General features: G+C 45.2%; 14 protein-coding genes. All 14 read right to left on the bottom strand.

Annotation, left to right across the window (positions count from 1 at the left end):
* Positions 1 to 54 precede the first annotated feature (54 nt).
* Positions 55 to 1,044, bottom strand: coding sequence for a tyrosine-type recombinase/integrase (locus KGMB01110_RS12775; RefSeq protein ID WP_119298707.1), 990 nt, complete (start codon positions 1,042 to 1,044; stop codon positions 55 to 57).
* A 457-nt stretch (positions 1,045 to 1,501) separates the two neighbouring features.
* Positions 1,502 to 2,596, bottom strand: coding sequence for a hypothetical protein (locus tag KGMB01110_RS12770; protein ID WP_119298705.1), 1,095 nt, complete (start codon positions 2,594 to 2,596; stop codon positions 1,502 to 1,504).
* Positions 2,596 to 2,880 (bottom strand): hypothetical protein, encoded by a 285-nt coding sequence (locus tag KGMB01110_RS12765; RefSeq protein ID WP_119298704.1) that lies wholly within the window; start codon positions 2,878 to 2,880, stop codon positions 2,596 to 2,598. Before KGMB01110_RS12765 ends, KGMB01110_RS12770 begins: the two co-directional genes overlap by 1 nt.
* Complete coding sequence (locus KGMB01110_RS12760) at positions 2,855 to 3,043, bottom strand: hypothetical protein (protein ID WP_119298702.1); 189 nt, start codon at positions 3,041 to 3,043, stop codon at positions 2,855 to 2,857. Before KGMB01110_RS12760 ends, KGMB01110_RS12765 begins: the two co-directional genes overlap by 26 nt.
* A complete protein-coding gene (locus tag KGMB01110_RS12755) occupies positions 3,036 to 6,152 on the bottom strand; it encodes a phage tail spike protein (protein WP_119298700.1) in 3,117 nt (1,038 codons plus the stop codon). The genes KGMB01110_RS12760 and KGMB01110_RS12755 overlap by 8 nt, the downstream gene beginning before the upstream one ends.
* A complete protein-coding gene (locus tag KGMB01110_RS12750) occupies positions 6,153 to 6,866 on the bottom strand; it encodes a phage tail family protein (protein WP_119298698.1) in 714 nt (237 codons plus the stop codon).
* Positions 6,867 to 6,868: 2 nt separating this feature from the next.
* The gene (locus KGMB01110_RS12745; RefSeq protein WP_243112832.1) at positions 6,869 to 10,420 is read right to left on the bottom strand and encodes a phage tail tape measure protein; all 3,552 of its coding nucleotides are present in this window, start codon (positions 10,418 to 10,420) and stop codon (positions 6,869 to 6,871) included.
* A gap of 249 nt (positions 10,421 to 10,669) precedes the next feature.
* On the bottom strand, positions 10,670 to 11,272 hold the full coding sequence (locus tag KGMB01110_RS12740) for a bacteriophage Gp15 family protein (protein WP_119298693.1): 603 nt from the start codon (positions 11,270 to 11,272) through the stop codon (positions 10,670 to 10,672).
* A complete protein-coding gene (locus tag KGMB01110_RS12735) occupies positions 11,265 to 11,696 on the bottom strand; it encodes a DUF6673 family protein (protein WP_119298691.1) in 432 nt (143 codons plus the stop codon). Before KGMB01110_RS12735 ends, KGMB01110_RS12740 begins: the two co-directional genes overlap by 8 nt.
* Positions 11,697 to 11,733: 37 nt before the next feature.
* Entirely contained in the window at positions 11,734 to 12,225 is a 492-nt protein-coding gene (locus KGMB01110_RS12730) for a hypothetical protein (RefSeq protein WP_174714256.1), read from the bottom strand.
* A gap of 2 nt (positions 12,226 to 12,227) precedes the next feature.
* Positions 12,228 to 12,656 (bottom strand): hypothetical protein, encoded by a 429-nt coding sequence (locus KGMB01110_RS12725; RefSeq protein WP_119298689.1) that lies wholly within the window; start codon positions 12,654 to 12,656, stop codon positions 12,228 to 12,230.
* Between the two features lies 1 nt (position 12,657).
* Complete coding sequence (locus KGMB01110_RS12720) at positions 12,658 to 13,041, bottom strand: minor capsid protein (protein ID WP_119298687.1); 384 nt, start codon at positions 13,039 to 13,041, stop codon at positions 12,658 to 12,660.
* The gene (locus KGMB01110_RS12715) at positions 13,041 to 13,496 is read right to left on the bottom strand and encodes a hypothetical protein (protein WP_119298685.1); all 456 of its coding nucleotides are present in this window, start codon (positions 13,494 to 13,496) and stop codon (positions 13,041 to 13,043) included. The genes KGMB01110_RS12720 and KGMB01110_RS12715 overlap by 1 nt, the downstream gene beginning before the upstream one ends.
* Positions 13,486 to 13,806 carry a head-tail connector protein gene (locus tag KGMB01110_RS12710; RefSeq protein ID WP_119298682.1) on the bottom strand — a complete coding sequence of 107 codons (321 nt, stop codon included), beginning with the start codon at positions 13,804 to 13,806 and terminating at the stop codon, positions 13,486 to 13,488. The genes KGMB01110_RS12715 and KGMB01110_RS12710 overlap by 11 nt, the downstream gene beginning before the upstream one ends.
* Between the last annotated feature and the right edge of the window lie 59 nt (positions 13,807 to 13,865).

Here is a 13,865-nt window from a genome sequence, read left to right as displayed (position 1 = left end):
GCACAAAAACACCCGACCGACGCCGGATGTCAAGATCTCCATTTTGCTATGCTTTTATGCGCTCAGATACTTCCGGTGATGGTACTGGACAGCCTCCTGATCCACGGTGCAATACCGCATGGTTGTTTCCGGTTTGGAATGTCCTGCCAGAATCATTGCCTCCTGCAACGGCATCCCACGATTCAGAGCATTTGTCAGTGCCGTCCGCCTGAACCGGTGTGGATGAGCGTTCTCAACCTGTGCTCTCTTTCCGATCTGCCGGATAATGTATTCTATACCAGCTTTGCTCAGTCTTTCATGTGGACTTTTCATGGATACGAATAATGCCGGATTGTTATCCTTCCGACTTTCTAGGTACTCCCGGATATACAGGTTCGTCCGGTCATTCAGGTATACTTTTCTTTCTTTGCTACCCTTGCCAAAGACGATTAAATCCTTGGAAGAAAAGCGGATATCATTCCTGTTCAGAGACGATAATTCTGATACCCTGACCGCCGTACTGTATAAGAACTCAAGCATGGCCTTATCCCGAAGCGTCTTACACTCTCTTAGCATTCGTTCCCGTTCCTCGTCGCTGTACGGCTTTTTGATAATCTTCTCGACCTTGATATCTTCCACAAGTGACATCGGGTTTCTCCGGATCCGCTCCCGATCTCGAAGCCAACCAAAGAAACTGCTGAACACTGCCCGGACATTCCGCAGCGTTGCATTGCTGATCTTCCGGATCTGTTTATAGGCTCTCAAATATCCGCTGATATCTTTCGCTGTAATGTCCGCCACTCCCTTATCTATGTATGATAATAGGCGCCGGAGCTCATACCGATACCTTGTTATGGTTTGTGGTGACTTGCCCTCCAACGCCTTACTTACCAGAAAATCTTCCAGATCATTCACCCAGCTCCGCTCCGGTGCACTTACCGCAGTAGTCTCTGTGATCTGACAGCCACCCAACACCATTTCCAGACAATCCCTCAATAGCTTCAGCTGATCTTCCTTTAGATGTTCCTGCATTTTCCGCAACACTTCCATGATCTTCTGTTCCATGCCAATCTCCTTTTTGCTTTATTGTAGCATTTTAGGATTCATAACTAAATTAAATGGTAAAATTGAAAATTTGTCGAAATATACACCGGAAAAAGCCGTTGATAACCTCATTACAAACCTTTGGTATGTAAGTACGACTGGGGATCACTCTCTGAGCATCATGAAGCCAGGGAACGTAGCGGTCTCAGATGCTAGTGTATTGGCAAATTCTCCGGTAACCTCAGGACCGTTCTACGCTTATCGCGAGGTATTAGAGGTTTGCGCCACTGGCGGATCGCACCGGAAGCTAATTGTGCGACTAACAGAAGCTTATCCAATACCAGGAAGAATTTGGAATTGTTGCTATAATACCGACACTTCCAAATGGTCAGGTTGGTCAAGTGTAGGTGGCTCATCATACTGAAGCTAGTAATTTACTATAATTTACACTGTATATATTCTTCTAACTTGACGATGCTTATCCCAATGCAATCCAAGAAACATATATAGTCGAATAAGGGTAGCCGCTATCTAAATTTTTTGATTTAACGGTGACGCCCTTGGATGATATGGATGTGCATGTAACTAATACACTGGCAGTGCTATCGCTCGGACAAAATACTATACATGGCTTTGTGGCGAATTCCTTTTCGAAAGTTAGATTGGCAGTTCCGCCAACTGGCATTTCTAAGGTGCCATGCAGTATACTTCCACCGATTTTACCATTTAATTCAGTAACAGAAGATGTCAATGACTTGATCTTTTTTACAATCCAGCCAATTATTCCTCCCAATACTCCACCGGATGTAGGCTCATCGTCTGTCTCTGTATAGACTACTGGGTATTGTTCGATATTTTCAATGCTTCCAGGATCACCCTGATCGCCTTTCTCTCCTTTTTCTCCCGGATCACCTTTATCTCCTTTGTCGCCTTTTTCACCTTGCACTCCGGGATCCCCTTGGTCGCCTTTGTCTCCCTGGATTCCCTGTTCGCCCTGAACACCTTGTGGACCACGTATACCCTGTGCACCAGACATATCCGTGATAAACTCATATGACTTTGCTCCTTTCAGGAATAACTTGGCGTTGTCCTCGTCTTCTACATTTCCAGTGTTAATCACCACAAACTGGCCAATCTTCACTCCATCAGTCGCATATCCATTATTCATCGCCGTAATACTTTCATACACTTTGGCAACCTGAAACGGCTCTCCTTGTTGCCCCTGCACTCCCTGGATTCCTTGAGGGCCTGTGAGCTCTCCATTATCCAGTTTTGTCTGGACGGTATTGGCGATATTATTTGCTGCTTCGGTCGCAGTTTCGGATTCCTGTTTCAAATCGGCAAACTCTCTGACACGATTCTCTTCGTTTTCTGTTCTTTGATGTTCTGCTTCCGATCTGACCTCTTCCGCAGATACCCTTCCACTTTCCGCAGCTTCATATTTTGCTACCGTATCGGTTGCTGCTTCGGTTTCCTCGTTGATCTTCTCCGCCAGGGAAACCATGCTACCCCGTACTTCCTCGCCGTAAATAGCATTTTTAAAATTGTTGATCTCTTTCGTAATATCTGCCATCAGTCCTCCACCTCCTCTGAACCTTTTTCAAATTCCTGAACCAGATGTTCCATCTCGCATTTATGGTAATACTCAAGTTCCTTCTCATGCCTTGCCGTTTCATCCGCCAATTCATTCATTGCATTTGTCCGGATCTCTGCAAGGACTCCACTCAGGATCCCTTCCACCATAAAAAGAGGCAGCCGGTGAGCTGCCACTGTTTCATCTATGGATCTTGTAATCTCCTGCTTAGCATCAGCATAGAGCACACTAAGCGGTTTATTCGGTTTCTTCGATTCTTCCATCATTTTCTCCTTTCTGAAGTTGGGCGATTATTGCCCGCACTTCTGCTTGTGTGTATGTCTTTGTTGGTTTCACATTTACAACTTCTACCGGCTCAGGCGTTTTTATTGGTACATTCCTATCCGGTGGAATGATATATATTGACTCATTTTCTTTCTTACCCATTCCATGATCCTCCGATTAAGATTCCATTTTTAAACTGTAAATTACAACCACTCGCATAGCTAAAGGATCCATCACTATTAACGGATGTGACTTGGACAAAATTCAGTGTCCCCGTGACACCTCCACCCTCAAAAGACGGATTTTTTAGAGTGTATCCATGCAAGTCAATATCACATCCCAGATGCATTCCATAATTGTCATACACACTATTCGCTCGCGAAAAAGCAAGCATCATGGTATATGCATCATCTGAATCTTTTGCCTTTTGTGCAAACGCCATATATTTTCCACCTGGTTCCAAATCAAAAACAAGGCCCTTGTGTGCATTGTTATCTTTCCATTCGTTCGTTCCCACCTTTCCAACGTAATATCCATCACGATAGAAATGATTTCCACTTGCATCAAATGCTGATCTCTTCTTGGATGCAGATACTGCACTGTCATAAATTGCAATTTCTCCAGCTGTTAATTGAACATACTTACTGCTATTGTTAAAAGCCGTAATCACACGATCGTAGTATTGAGTGACATACGAGCCAAACTCTCCCTTTTTTACAGACGATTCAATGGAATCTTTCATGACTGAGAACTGTGATTCTGAATAGCCATTGTAATATCCCAGAATCTCCACATCGGTAATATACACCGTTGTATTAGCCACGTAATTGTAGAAATATACATTGAAATACGACGGTGTAGCATTGTCTTCAAATTCAAAGGTCTGCCATTCCGTCGTAAGATCTCCGGCCGATGTATATTTGTTCTTTCCGTCTATCTGGATTCTCAACCTTGCAGTATTTTCATTACCGGAAGCACATGCCGCTTTGAAGCGCACCTTAATCTTTCCTGCCTGAGAAAATGGATTCTGCCTCCAGTAAAAAGAGGATGTGCCGGTAATCTGCGCACAACTCTTTCCGCTGTATCTAGTCTGGGTAACTGCTGTCGTGCTGTTTCTTGTCCAGCCATTGAATTTATCATCACTGGCCGAAAAATCAGGATTTGTACAGTAATCATGCTGAACGTTCTCATAGACCTCGCTCACGCTCGCTGATACTTTACCAACTTCTACGGTCATTTTTGCATCCATATCATCCAGAACTTCTTGCAAATCTCTTAAGCACCGGAGGTTCGTAAGATAGCAAACCTGTCCTGCTGCGCCATAGACTCCAAACGATACCGTCTTTGATGCCTTTGTGATCTTTACAGTCTTGCTAAAGGCATGAAATTCTTCCGCCGTATATCCGCTATAATATGCCGTGCTCCGATTCCCGGAAAATCCATAGCTGAGATACGTCGGTCTTTTTCCGGTTGGGTAGGCAGTCTCAATACTCACGGTATACGTTCCGGCTTCTAATTCTCCCAGAGATTGTTCAACGTTCATAATGCCTGTGGCTGTAAATTCAAGCCTCAGGCAATTCAGGTTCAGATATTCTTCTTCGGTCACAGTAGCTACCGTTCCAGTGATTGCAAAGCCATCTCTCGATAGTGTCTCTTGCTCTCCGGAGGTTACATAGTTTTTTCTGGAGACAACCTGCTTCACAGATCTTACGGACATGTTGATCTTATTTTCCAGATTGTTTATAGATGTCTCAATTTCTTCCTTTGCAGCCTTTTCAGCTTCCTCCTGAGCGTTGCTGATCTTGCTCTCCACAGATTCCCGATAACCTACATCCAAGGACTCTGACTGAACTGAATTTGCCAGCAACATTTTCCCGTTGATGTTTCCATCCATCGTCAATGCCACACCATCAATCGGACCATCATATCCCTGACTATAATGTGCCAGACCTCCAAGTCCCCATCTCCACAGATTCTTTGCCTTTTCCTGATAGTCTTTATCGTCCGCAACGATAAATTCATTCGGGACATGGATTGCATACCCACTGGCAACCTGTTTATTTATGAGGTCTTGTGCGTCTCGTATAGCCTCTTGCAGGATTTCTGACTTGCTCGGTAAGGCTTTTATCGTCTCTTCCATTTGAGCCGCACTCTGACGATTTGACGAGGTATAGGACTTAAGGCTCGTTTCATCCCCAAGCGTGACCGTGTTATTTTTGAAACTGCTGATATAGATCTTCTGTTTTGTCAGCGGAAATTCCCGATCTAATCCGTTCGGCGTAGAAATACAACGGATCTTATTACCTACATCGAACTTCTGGAACGATTCGTCTGTTAGATTTAAGTCTATCGCCTTAAGCTCCAACACCATCTTTTCGAACTGCGTTGACTTCAAGTATTCCTCGCCATTGGCTTTCAGATTCTCCGGGACGGTCACATCATCCCACGTTACGGTTTTGTAGATCTTCCCGTATTCCTTGACAGCATTATCATCCGTGACATAATCAACTCCACCGTTCACGCTGACAATCGTTAATCTCTGCTCAGAAATAGCTTCCAATGCCGGATCTTGATCTTCCTTATCCAGCTTTGCCCCCAAAGGGATCACACAGGTCACAAGATCGGATGCGTCAACGTTCCGGGAAAAATCCAGTAGATTTCTTCCGAACCGGATCTCCTGCTCATTCTTCGTGTAATAATCTTCGTCTGCCAAGTAGTCCAGAATCCGCAATTCATTTTCATGCCGGATCACCAGGTGTCCTCCCAGTCTTTCAGTGAGCTTTTCTTTGAACACCGTTCTGGTATCTTCCCAGTTGGAATACCGGTACAAAGAATCATTTGAATCCTTGACCGTTACCCGTCCGACAACGAACTGTTTTCTCTCTTCCACCTGAGCATTATGCCGATCAATCAGATCCTGAACATACGCCTTGACTGAGGTATTATGGTAGACCTTCGGTCTTTGGATGCTGTCACACAAAAAGGCAAGCTCTCCTTCGACAAAGACTTTCTTTGTCCCGGAAAAATCTTCATCATCATAGAGAACTCGCCCGTAAAACTCCGGTACATCATCCCGGTAAATTACAATGTCAGTGGTCAGCTTCTTGACCAGCCCATAGTAAGGATGTGTCGGATATACCGTGAACGATGCAGAACCGTTGATATTATCTCCGATTTCGAAATACGGATTTCCTCCAACCGTCAGAGCCTTTACTCTGGCATCATGGAGCGTATACTCCTTACCGTCCACATACGCTTTGATCGTATACATTTACAACATCCCTCCCCTATGGATCAATGTTATTGTTCCCACTCCCTGAAAATACAGGGTATTTTTCCCTTGCGTCAGGAACAGGTCATACATTGCATTTTCTCCGGCATAGATGTCAAATATCTTGCCATTATATTTCACCTGCATATCTGCATCCGATATGATCTTGAGAGTTTCGTTGTAAAACCAACCATCCATATATACCGCTTGCCATGTTGAAGCAGCGTTGATCTTCAAATTAGATGTATTCCGGATAACACCACTCTCAAAATTAAAAATATCCCAGATCCAAGGCTTTCCGGAAGAATTTATATCGTATTTGTACGGCTCACATGTGCAACTGATCGTTATATCTCCGGTAACATCATTTGTCTTTTCCGGGTCAATCTCACATCGGCCGACATAGTAATATTCCCTGTCGGTATCTAAAACAATCTGCTTCTTTTTCCCCTGTAATTCAGAAGCGATCTGGCTAACCAGACCGCTCCAATCATCATACGTACAATTTCTCACGCCAAAGGAAAATTTCAGAGATCGCATTTCATACTTCACACCACCATTCTGGGCTTCTGTAAGATCCAGATCGCCGTTCATGCCCGGTACGCTCACGTGCTCCGTCTTTGCCTTCGGTATTCCGACAACAATCTTCTTAAGTTTCAAACCCCAGTCCCGGAATGAATGTGTTTCATCAAAGGTTACTCCTACTCCTGACATGATCAGCCTCCTCTCTTTTTGTGTGTATCAATTCTTGCCATGTTTTCATCGACAATCGGCGTTGTTGCATCTCCGATTTCCCGATCATTCAAATCTACATGTACGTGCGTCTCTCCGGTAATCTCTACCGTCGTGGTTCCTTCCTCGAATACTCCCTGTGTATCTTTTTCAACCTTATATGTCGTGCTGACATTCTTATCCACAGAAATTCTTCCGGTTTCCACATTCACAGCAGCCTGCATCCGATCTGCAAGAGATTTCATCTCTTCTTCTGTCTGCTTCTCCAGTTCAGGCATGGCATCTTCCATACCTCTTCCTACTCCTGGTGGGATCCATTTACCGACTTCCTTCGCAAATACTCTTGATGGGGATTTAATACCAAGGGCACTTTTCGCACCGTTTACGATACCGCTAAAGAAGCTCTTAACCTGGCTCTTAAACCAACCAGCAGCATTGCTGATACCTCTCCATACACCAGCTACGATGTTATGGCCAACCTGTGCCATCTGAGAAGGTAAGTTCCGAACTCCATCCAACACCGCAGATACCAGTTGACCGGCTGCCGCCCGTCCTTTCGCCATCAGGTCTGATCCCCAGGCAACGACTCTTGCTGCTGCATTACACAGCCATGTCCAGATCCTTCCCGGAAGCTGAGAGAAGAAGTTTACGATCGCATTGATCGTATTACTTGCAGCCGTTCTGGCATTGTTCAGCATGTTCGATCCCCAGGTAACGAGGTTCTGGAGCGTGTTCTGGAGCCATTGTTGCACTTTTCCAGGTAATTGTGAGAAGAATGTGACAATCGTATTAATTACATTCTCGGCTGCCTCCTGTGCTTTCTGGAGCATCTGAGCTCCCCAGTCGATAAATTTATTGTAAGTGTCAGTCAGCCACGTCCAGATCTTTCCCGGAAGTTCGCTGAAAAACGTAACGATTGCATCAATAATGAGTGGTACGTTCGTTTGTACCCAGTTTATAGCATTGGTTCCAAATTCGAGTAACTTACCAATTACGAAGCCAAGGGCGAATCCGATATTGTAGGGCAGATTTGCAAAGAATTGAACAATCGTATCAACGACAAGCCCTACTGTCTCTGATGCTGTCTCAAAGAGATTTATACCCCATTCCTGGATTCCAGTTATAACCTGAGTCAGGAACTCCAGAATCCTTCCGGGTAATTCCTGGAACCATGCCACAACAGCATCTACAAAGCTACCTACCTTTTCCGGAATCTGCTGAATAAAGCTGACAATCTGGTTGAAGTGTTCCTTAATCAGAATCACCAGATTCGCTACTGCGAAAACAATTCCGGCAACCACAGCAGCTACGACTGCCGGTGCTCCTAAGATTACCGCTCCGACAGCAGCAAGGGCAATACCAACGCCCATCAGGATATCTTTTACGACGCTGAATCCATTCTGGAACATGCTTACGAAATTTGTAACTGCCAGAATCGCTCCGCCTATAATGGAGCCAACTCCGGCAATGGTTGTTCCGAACTCAGCGAAAAATCCGATTACTTTCTGAACCACTCCTCCAATAGAGGTCAGAATACTTGCTACCTTAGGAAATTCTAAGGTCAGAACTTCCATCAGGGTTCCGGCTCCACCCTGCCAGAGAGAAAATCCCTCAACGATCTTTCCGACTACACCGGTAATCGGTGATATTTTACTAGCAAACGTAGGAAATTCTGCTTCCAGAACTTCCGATAACGTGCCGGCTTTGATACGCCAGAGACCGAATCCTTCAACTACCTTTCCGACCGTACTAACGATGTTGGAAACTCCGCCATTAAATGTTCCCAGAACAGAAAAAAGACTGGATATGGGTTTGGTTACTTTTTTTGCGACATTCATAGTCACAATTGCTGCTGCAATCGCTCCGATCGCTCTTCCAATCGCTTCCATAACAGCCGGATCCTGACTGTCAATTACAGAGAAAATATCACTGAGTAGATCAACGATCCCCTGAACAATTGTGCCTGCCGTATCTAAGAATCCTTGGAAGAATCCATTCAACAATGCAGACACGCCAGGAAACTCTTCACTCAGTCCCTGACAGAACCCAGCGACAAAATCTTTCGCTGCCTGGATAATCAATGGCAAATTCGTCTGAACTGCCTCGCCAATCTTTCCGATCATCTCGCCGAAAGATTGTCCCATTTCCTCGGAATGGTCTACCAATCCCTGGAGGAACTCTGTAAACAGATAAATTCCGGCCGACCACATGTCACCGGAAACGTTCATAACCGCACGTGCCAACTCTGCAACCATCGTTGCTCCGGCAGATGCAAATTCTGTCTTATGATCTACGATGCCCTGGATAAAAGCCCCCACCAGATTCTCCGCAGTACCAATCAATTCCGGTGCTGCCTGTGCCACCTCGGTTACGATCTGTGACATAACCTCCCCTGTTTTTGTTACAAGGGAATCCATACCGCCATCATTAAATGCCAGTTGAAGCCCTTGTACCATCGTCTGCGCTTCTTTGACGACATTTTTTAATGGTGTCTCCATTTCCTCATACAAGGAGATTGCAAGACCTTCCAGACCTGATTTTAAGATCGTAATCTGACCATTCAGGTTGTCTTGCATGGTCTCTGCCATCTCGGCTGCTGCGCCATCGCAGTTCTCGATGGAATTTGACAACTTATCAAAATCTTCATCGGATGCATTGACGATCGCTAGCAAGCCTGTCATAGCCTCTTGGCCACCTAAAGCGGCAGCCATTTGAGCCTTTTGATCTTCTGTCAATCCAGAGAAGCCTTTTCTCAGATCCAGCATAATCTCATTCAGAGACTTCATGGATCCATCGGTATTTGTCAAAGATATTCCAAGTGCGTCCATTGCTCCTTGAACTTCCTTGGTCGGCTTCGCCATCCTCGAAAAGATACTTCGCAGAGACGTACCTGCCTGACTAGCCTTAATTCCTTGGTTCGCCATCAGACCGATTGCTGTCGCACAGTCTTCCGCAGAAAATCCGAGTGCTCCGGCCAAGGGTGCTACATACTTAAATGTCTCACCCATCAAGCCTACATTCGTATTGGAATTAGATGATGCTCTTGCAAGTACATCGGCGAAGTGTGTGGCGTCACTCGCTTTCAAGCCGAACGCCGTTAATGCATCCGTTACAATGTCTGAGGTTGTGGCCAGATCCTCTCCGGATGCTGCTGCGAGGTTCATAATACCCTCGATACCATCCAACATGTCGGCGGTCTTCCATCCGGCCATCGCCATGTAGGAAAAAGCCTCCGCAGATTCGGTGGCTGAGAATTTTGTCTTGGCTCCCATCTCCTTTGCCTTGTTAGTCAAGGCTTCCAAGTCGGATCCGGTAGCACCTGAGATAGCTTCCACCTTGGACATGGCAGATTCAAAACTCGCTCCTGCTTTAATTGCAGCCGTTCCAATTCCAACCACAGCCGTAGCCGCTCCACCGATAATTGATGTCGTGGTTTTTAATGCTGACGAGGCAAGAGAGCCGATCTTCTTGATTCCAGACTGGAATCCGGAGGAGTCTACAGATGTGTCAAATTTTAGTGTGCCATCATAGCCCAATGTTTTCACCTCACTTTACAAGGGGCAAACAATGAATTATCGGCTCATGATGGCTCTACTTAATAATTTGTTGTCCGTTTTTTATTTTTACTTCAAAAATATGGGAGCACTTTCGCCCTTTGCAGGCTACTTGCACTCCCTCGCATTCCGCCTCCTCCGTAAAGAAAAGAGGCATCCGATACCCACATGCAGGACAAACTACCTGGGTAAATTTCTTTCTGTCTATTTTCAAACTATGCAGCCACCCCCTTATACCAATCCCGTAAGATCTCCACCGTGCAATAGAGCTTCTGTCAGGAGATCGTTTGCCTCCTTTTCAGCATCCGGGATCGGAAGAGCATGTATAGCTTGCATCTTTTTATAGAACTCTCTCTGTTCTTTTGGCATCTTGGAGGTTATTTCTATACTTCTGTACCCCATAATCTTCACGATTTCCGTATCTTCTCTCAGACCTTTGAATAGTGCCCTGAACTTCCACCAATGAAGATCTTCCACATCTTGTAAATCAATGCCGTATTGTTCCAGGAAAGCTGCGTAGATATAATCATCATCATACTGAAAAGAATATACCTGTTTTGCTCTGCCTCCTCCTGATTTTCCAGGGCGATCCTCTTCTGCCTCTCTGCCGCATCTGTAAAACCAGATCATTTTATCGACCGCCTCTGTCAGGTTCTGCGGAACCACTGGGTAATATAACCTCAACCCACTCATAAGTTTCTGACGCTTTCCCACCTCATCGTCCTGCATGAGTAACTCGAACAAAATAGAAATGCGGAAATCAGAATTGATCTGATACTCCACACCATCTATTTCTACCGTCTCAGGAAGTACGTCAAGAATGATATTAGCCATTATTCACGGCAGTAAAATTATTTCTGTTCTTTCGTTTGTTCTTGCCGGCTTTCTTCTCGTCAAATCTTCTCTGCTGTCTGTTCTGAACTCTGCCAACCCCGTATTTGTCAGTAAGATTATCCATAAAGGATTTTGCCTCCCCGGACAATACGGAAACCTGTGCAAATCCTTCCATTCGAACTCCCAGATCGTTGTTCGGAGGAAATACCTTGCTTGCCGTTCCAAGACCAAACAGCCCATCGAAGTATTCATTCACACACGTACACTGATATCTCATTCCATCAGCATTTGACAAGCCTTCATACGCCTTAGGATCCTGAATCTTTTTTATGATTTCCTGGTTCAGTTCCTCAAATTTTTCTACAACATCTGCATCTAACAGATTCAGTTCAAGTTCTACTCCGTTAATGGTTACTTTACTCATTCTTCTTACCTCCTGAAATTATAAAATGAGAGGCCGCCTACGCAGCAGCCTCTGTAAATGTTCGTGTTTCGGTATTAAATGTGCCAAGGACCGGATCCCCAACTGCGTTCAGGTTCCCTTTCAAGACCTGTTTATTTTCCCCGGAATAATCAGACACTTCACAAGCCACAAGGAATTTCCGTGCCTCAAACTCGTTTTCTCCAGCTCCCTTGTTCCAGAGTTCAACTCTGATATAGTCAAACTCGGCATCAGATCCGGTATAATGGTTTCTTCCAACCATATACAGAGCATCCACAGCCTTTTCCTCCTGGATGTGCTCCGCCTCATATGCGAAACTGGTTTCATATCCAGTAATGGAAGACGAAGAGCTCTTCTCATTTACGTATTTCACAGAGTCTGTCTGTGCACCCGGGCTTTCGTCCAGAGTTGTAAAGCCGGTTCCCATAAGTACGTACTCCGGTTTATCGGAAGTACCTACGTTCAGGTAATCAGCAATCATGTGTCGCAATACTGCTGTTCTTTTTGCCATTCTTATGCTACCTCCTTCTGGTATAACAATCTTAATTGTATCTGGTACCGTGCGTTCCTCATGGATCCATCAAACATGTACCCGTTGGAAAGCACTTCTATCTTCTCCGCATAACAATTCTCCGGTAGATCCGGAAAGATTGCCTTGCGGTTCTGATCTTCGATCCAGTCAGCGAATTTTTCATAAAACGCACTGTTCTGGATATTCTGGAGCCGATCCATGGAATAATACTCTCTACTCCCGAAATTGAACTGATACTGTCTCAGTTCATCCCCGTTGACATACCGCTGCACAACGGGATCAAAGATTCCAGTTTCAACTGCATACTCCACAGCCTGATCTCCCATGGCGTCCACACGGAACACTCCATCTTTCAAAAGAGGGCATTTCTTGATGTGCTCAACAATGCCCTCCAGAATTGAATCTGCCATGTTATCCTCCTATTTTCTTCGCACCCTCCAGGATCTCGGATTTCTCCGCCACTTTCATTCGCTCAAACCACTTTCCACCTCTGTTCGGATCGTAGGATCTCGTTTCAGCAGTACCGTAGTATTGCATCCTTGCGTATGGAGCAATATACTCCACAACTCCGCTTCCTACTGTGGTTCCCAGTTTTCCGGATTTCTCTAACGCTCCAGTTTGGAATGGTACTCTGGGACTGCATCTCCGCAGTACTTCAGAATCAACAAATTTTTGCATCCGGTCGAATTTCTGGTTTCTATTCGGGACAAATGACGGATCCCACTTTAATTCTGCTTTGCCATTCTTTCCTTGGATGATAGTTCCTCGTGGTGCTGTTATCGGTTTAAAAGCCATTATGCGCCTCCTATTCTCCAATGTTTCACGGCATCAGATCCCCTCCGGGTATTATCTGAATACTCGGTAACATGGACGATATCACGATCATACTGAAACAGATCCAGGTAGTCCCGGATCTGCTCAGATGTAATTTCACTGCCACTGTCACCCTCCGGAAGATTTCCGGTGATGATGTAGCAGCCTTTCTGTAGTGTCCAATGTTTCTTAGCCTCGTCATCGTCCAGGAGCTTGTATTTGTCCTCTGAGATGTACGTTCGGGAATCCTGCACTTCTGCATTTACCGGAATCCTGATCCGGAAATGTAAATTCTCCGAACGTTCTGAGGCTGTCCCACCGGAAGATCTCGTATCTACGAACGATACCGCCGAAATATTGGTGGCAATAAAATATTCCCTCCGGCTTTCCTTGTTCAACCGCAGATTAAAAATAGTGATGTCCTGGTTAGTCATCATATTTTTTCGACCTCCCTCTGTATGTCAGACCGGTTCCGGATAGGTAGGTCTTTATATCAGAGATTACATCCTGACGCATATCTGATTCTTTCCCGGCATCGGAATATGTCACTGAATAGCCATCGTTACTCTCAGACTTCAATTCCTGAGCCCGGAGTTTCTGATAATCTGTATACTTCTCTACCGCACAGCACGCAGCGTCTTTCACACAATCCGGGATCTCCTCCAGACGTTTCACCCGTCCGAAGGTTACCATGTCAACCAGTGCGGTCGCCCACTTAAGATTTTCCCCGAATGTCTTTTCGTCCACCTTTGTGCCTCTATACTCATTTTGATAGTAAGTGTAGTCAGCATATGGCGCCCGTATAG

The organism is Mediterraneibacter butyricigenes (assembly GCF_003574295.1).
In the GTDB taxonomy this organism is placed as follows: Bacteria; Bacillota; Clostridia; order Lachnospirales; family Lachnospiraceae; genus Mediterraneibacter_A; species Mediterraneibacter_A butyricigenes.
The sequence above is the reverse complement of the archived record's forward strand: the minus strand, read 5'-3'. Positions and strand labels throughout refer to the sequence as shown.

What these genes read in the sequence shown, in the direction of transcription:
- KGMB01110_RS12755 (WP_119298700.1), bottom strand. Translation starts at nt 6,152, where the DNA reads ATGTATACGATCAAAGCGTATGTGGACGGTAAGGAGTATACGCTCCAT.
- KGMB01110_RS12735 (WP_119298691.1), bottom strand. Translation starts at nt 11,696, where the DNA reads ATGAGTAAAGTAACCATTAACGGAGTAGAACTTGAACTGAATCTGTTA.
- KGMB01110_RS12715 (WP_119298685.1), bottom strand. Translation starts at nt 13,496, where the DNA reads ATGATGACTAACCAGGACATCACTATTTTTAATCTGCGGTTGAACAAG.
- KGMB01110_RS12765 (WP_119298704.1), bottom strand. Translation starts at nt 2,880, where the DNA reads ATGGAAGAATCGAAGAAACCGAATAAACCGCTTAGTGTGCTCTATGCT.
- KGMB01110_RS12775 (WP_119298707.1), bottom strand. Translation starts at nt 1,044, where the DNA reads ATGGAACAGAAGATCATGGAAGTGTTGCGGAAAATGCAGGAACATCTA.
- KGMB01110_RS12730 (WP_174714256.1), bottom strand. Translation starts at nt 12,225, where the DNA reads ATGGCAAAAAGAACAGCAGTATTGCGACACATGATTGCTGATTACCTG.
- KGMB01110_RS12740 (WP_119298693.1), bottom strand. Translation starts at nt 11,272, where the DNA reads ATGGCTAATATCATTCTTGACGTACTTCCTGAGACGGTAGAAATAGAT.
- KGMB01110_RS12770 (WP_119298705.1), bottom strand. Translation starts at nt 2,596, where the DNA reads ATGGCAGATATTACGAAAGAGATCAACAATTTTAAAAATGCTATTTAC.
- KGMB01110_RS12750 (WP_119298698.1), bottom strand. Translation starts at nt 6,866, where the DNA reads ATGTCAGGAGTAGGAGTAACCTTTGATGAAACACATTCATTCCGGGAC.
- KGMB01110_RS12760 (WP_119298702.1), bottom strand. Translation starts at nt 3,043, where the DNA reads ATGGGTAAGAAAGAAAATGAGTCAATATATATCATTCCACCGGATAGG.
- KGMB01110_RS12725 (WP_119298689.1), bottom strand. Translation starts at nt 12,656, where the DNA reads ATGGCAGATTCAATTCTGGAGGGCATTGTTGAGCACATCAAGAAATGC.
- KGMB01110_RS12720 (WP_119298687.1), bottom strand. Translation starts at nt 13,041, where the DNA reads ATGGCTTTTAAACCGATAACAGCACCACGAGGAACTATCATCCAAGGA.